Raw genomic sequence first — 4747 nt, 5'->3', positions numbered from 1 at the left:
GCGGCGCTGGCCCGGGTGGATGTCGTGCAGCCGGCGCTGTGGGCGGTGATGGTGTCCTTGGCCGAGTTGTGGCGGTCGTGGGGTGTGCCGGTGTCGGCGGTGATCGGCCATTCGCAGGGTGAGATCGCCGCTGCCACGGTGGCCGGAGCGCTGTCACCCGACGATGCCGCACGCGTGGTGGCCCTGCGGAGCCGGCTGATCGCCGAGAAGCTGTCCGGACTGGGCGGGATGGTCTCGATCGCCCTGCCCCGCGACCAGGTCGTCGCCATGCTGCCGGAGCACCCCGGCGTCTCCGTCGCCGCTGTCAACGGATCGTCCTCCACCGTGGTCTCCGGTGACACCGACGGCCTGAACGGTTTGCTCACCACCTGCGAGAAACAAGGCATTCGTGCCCGCCGCATCGACGTCGACTATGCCTCGCACTCCCCGCAGGTGGAGCTGATCCACGACGAACTCCTGGCAGCCCTCGCCGGGATCTCCCCCCGCACCTCCGACATCCCGTTCGTGTCCACCGTGACCGGCGAACGGATCGACACCGCCGAGCTGGGACCCGAGTACTGGTACCGGAACCTGCGTCAGACCGTCGAGTTCCAGGCGGGCGTACGGTTCCTGCTGGACCAAGGCCACACGACGTTCCTCGAATCCAGCCCCCACCCCGTCCTCGCCGTCGGCATCGAGGAGACCGCCGACCGGGCCGTGGTGCTGGAGAGCCTCCGGCGCGACGACGCGGACCTCACCCGGATGGTCTCGGCCGCCGCCGAAGCCTGGACCCGGGGCGTCGCCGTCGACTGGCCACGGCTGCTGGACGGCGGCAGGCGGATCGACCTGCCCACCTACGCCTTCGAGCGCCGACGCTACTGGCTGGAGGCCCCGGACCGGCCCCGGAACCCCGCCGACCACGGCGACCAGGACTTCTGGAGCGCCGTCGAACAGGGCGACCTCGACCGGCTGGCCGGCATGCTCCAAGGCCGGGCGGCCGTCGAGACGGACCTCCGACCGCCGCTCAAGGACGTACTGCCCGCCCTGTCCGGCTGGCACCGGGAGCGACAGCTGAAGTCGGCGGTGGACAGCTGGCGGTACCGCGTCCGGTGGCGGCCCGTGGCCGACCCGCGCACCCCGGCGGCACTGGACGGCCGCTGGACCGTCGTCGTGCCCGCCGAAGCCGCGCACGACGACATGACCGACCGGATCTGCTCGGCCCTCCGAGACCACGGCGCCGACGTCGACCGCCTGGTCCTGGCACCGGGGGAAACCCGGACGGCACTCACCGAACGACTCCGCGCGACCCGGCCGGCCGGCATCGTGTCCCTGCTCGGGCTCACCACGGCCGCGCACCCGGACCACGACGTCGTACCCGGCGCGGTCGCCGACACCGTACTGCTCGTCCAAGCGCTCACCGACGCCGCCGTACGGGCACCCCTGTGGACACTCACCCGCGACGAGACGGGCGACCCCGGCGCCGACCCGGTGACCTCCACGGCGTCCGCGCAACTGTGGGCCCTGGCCCGGGTCGCCGGACTCGAGCACCCGGAACTGTGGGGCGGCCTCCTCGACCTCCCCGCCGAGCTCGACGAGCGCGCCGCCACCCTGCTGGCCGCCGTGCTGGCCGCACCGGAAGGCGAGGACCAGCTCGCGCTGCGCCCCGCCGGGCTGCTGGCCAGGCGGCTGGTACGGGCACCCCTCCCCGACGACGCACCGGCCCCCGCCTGGCGACCCCGCGACACGGCTCTGGTCACCGGCGGCACCGGCGGCCTGGGCGGTCACGTCGCCCGCTGGCTCGCCGGCGCGGGCATACGGCACCTGGTGCTGGTCAGCCGCCGCGGCCCGGACGCCGAGGGCGCCGGGCGACTGCGCGACGAGCTCGCCGCCATGGGTGTCCAGGTCACCCTCGCCGCCTGCGACGTGGCCGACCGCGACGCGCTCGCCGCGCTCCTGGAGCGGGTCCGGGCGGCCGGGCCGCCGATCCGTACCGTCGTGCACACGGCGGGCTCCGGGCGCGGCGCCCGACTGCTGGACACCGACACCGCCGAGATCGCCGCCGTCCTCGCGCCGAAGGCCGCCGGAGCCCGCAACCTCCACGAACTCCTCGGCGACCTGGACGCGTTCATCCTGTTCTCCTCCGGCGCCGGCGTGTGGGGCAGCGGCGGGCAGGGCGCCTACGCGGCGGCCAACGCCCACCTCGACGCCCTCACCGAGGAACGCCGACGCCGGGGCCAGGCCGCCACCTCGGTGGCCTGGGGCGCCTGGGACGGCGACGGCATGGCGGCCGGGCCCGCCGAGGAATGGCTGCACAAGCAGGGCCTGCGCTTCATGAGGCCGGACACCGCGATCGACGCCCTGCACCACGCACTCGACCGCGACGAGCGCACCCTCGTCGTCGCCGACATCGACTGGCGGACCTTCGCGCCGCGCTACACGGCGGCGCGCCCCCGGCCGCTGCTCGACGAGATCCCCGAAGCCCGCCCGGCACCGGCCCCCGACGCCCCGGACGACGTGCCGGACCTCGTCGCCAGGCTCGCGACCCTCTCCGGCGACGAACGACGCCGCGCGCTGCTCGCCGACGTACGGGCCCAGGCCGCACTCGTGCTCGGGCACCCCGGCGCGGACGCCGTCCCCGCCGACCGGCCCTTCCGCGACCTCGGCTACGACTCGCTCACGGCCGTCAGACTGCGTAATCGCCTCGCGGCGGCCACCGGCCTCTCCCTCCCGGCCACCCTGGTCTTCGACCACCCGACCGCCGCGGCGCTCGCCACCTACCTCGGCACCCGGCTCGCACCCGACGCCAACCCGGCACGGACCTCGCTCCTCGAGGACCTGACCCGCCTGGAGGCCACCGTCGCCGCACTGTCCCCGGACAGCCTGCCCGTGGTCCTGCCCGACCCCGCCGAACAAGCGGCGCTCACCGTGCGGTTGAAGTCCCTGCTGGCCAAGTGGGACCAGGCCCAGGGCGGCGAACGTTCCACCACCCGAGAGCAGATCGACGACGTGGCCGACGACGATCTCTTCGACTTCATCGACGCCAAGTTCGGGCGTTCCTGACCTCTGCCGAACCACCACGCGAAAAGGATGGGCCTCCCCATGGCGGACGAACAGAAACTCCGCACCTATCTCCGGCGCGTCACCGCCGACCTGGCCGATGCCACCGAGCGGTTGCGGCAGGCAGAGGACAAGAACTCCGAGCCGATCGCCATCGTGGGCATGGGCTGCCGCTACCCCGGCGGAGTGCGTTCGCCCGAGGAGTTCTGGAAACTGCTCGACGACGGCGTCGACGCGGTGGCCGGATTCCCCGACGACCGAGGCTGGGACCTGGAGAAGCTCTACGACCCGGACCCCGACGAGCCGGGTACGTGCTACGTCCGCGAGGGCGGCTTCCTCTACGACGCGAGCGAGTTCGACGCCGGCTTCTTCGGCATCTCACCCCGCGAGGCGCTGGCGATGGACCCGCAGCAGCGACTGTTGCTGGAGTGCTCCTGGGGCGCGCTGGAACGGGCCGGCATAGACCCGTCGTCGCTGCGCGGCAAGGACGTCGGCGTCTACGTCGGAGCGTGGAACAGCAACTACGGCAGGACCAGCGGGGCGGAGAGCTCCGAAGGCCACCTCCTGACCGGCAACGCCTCCAGCGTGGTCTCCGGCCGGGTGTCCTACGCGCTCGGCCTGGAAGGCCCCGCCGTCACGGTGGACACCGCCTGCTCCTCCTCGCTGGTCGGCCTCCACCTCGCAGCCCAGGCGCTGCGCGCGGGGGAGTGCGGACTGGCCCTGGCCGGCGGCGTGACCGTGATGTCCACCCCGCTGTCGCTGGTGTCCTTCTCCCGCCAGCGTGGACTGGCGCTCGACGGACGCTCCAAGGCGTTCTCCGCCGAGGCCGACGGCATGGGCATGGCCGAAGGCGTCGGCGTGCTGGTGCTGGAACGCCTCTCCGACGCCCGGCGCAACGGCCACGAGGTACTGGCCGTGCTGCGCGGCTCGGCGATCAACCAGGACGGTGCCTCCAACGGCCTGTCCGCGCCGCACGGTCCCTCGCAGGAGCGCGTCATCCACGCCGCGCTCACCAACGCCCGGCTCGCTCCCACCGACGTGGACGTGGTGGAGGCGCACGGCACGGGCACCAAGCTCGGCGACCCCATCGAGGCGCAGGCACTGTTCGCCACCTACGGGCAGGGGAGGTCGGACGACCGTCCGTTGTGGCTGGGTTCGGTGAAGTCGAACATCGGGCACACGCAGGCCGCCGCCGGTGTGGCGGGTGTGATGAAGATGGTCATGGCGATGCGCGCGGGCGTCCTTCCGAGGACGTTGCACGTGGAGGAGCCCACGCCCGAGGTGGACTGGTCGTCGGGCGGAGTGCGGCTGCTGGCCGAGCAGCGGGAGTGGTCCGCTACGGACGGCCGGCCGCGCCGGGCGGGTGTGTCCTCCTTCGGCATATCTGGTACCAACGCCCACGTCATCGTGGAGGAGGCGCCGCCCGTCGAGCCCACCGCGGCCGATGACGAGCCGACCGCCGATGTGGTGCCGTGGGTGCTGTCCGGCCGTTCCGCAGCGGCGCTGCGGGAGCAGGCTGCCCGACTGCACTCGCTCGTTTCGACGCGGCCTGAGCTGAATCCGGTGGATGTGGGTTGGTCGCTGGCCGCCACGCGCAGTGCGTTCGAGCACCGTGCGGTGGTGGTGGGCCGGGACCGTGAGGAGTTGCTGGCCGGCCTGGCGACGGTGGCCTCCGAAGGCGGTAGCCCTGGCGTGGTGGACGCCGATGGCA

At 73.3% G+C, this 4747-nt stretch carries 2 protein-coding genes; both read left to right on the top strand.

Annotated features, from left to right (window positions below):
* On the top strand, positions 1 to 3039 hold a 3039-nt coding region (locus tag ACX9I7_RS32275; protein ID WP_459389350.1), incomplete at its 5' end, for an SDR family NAD(P)-dependent oxidoreductase.
* Between the two features lie 39 nt (positions 3040 to 3078).
* Positions 3079 to 4747: type I polyketide synthase (locus ACX9I7_RS32270; RefSeq protein ID WP_459389349.1), on the top strand; the 1669-nt coding region annotated here is incomplete at its 3' end.

The sequence above is a fragment of the Streptomyces sp. L500 genome, from assembly GCF_054551825.1.
The sequence above is the reverse complement of the archived record's forward strand: the minus strand, read 5'-3'. Positions and strand labels throughout refer to the sequence as shown.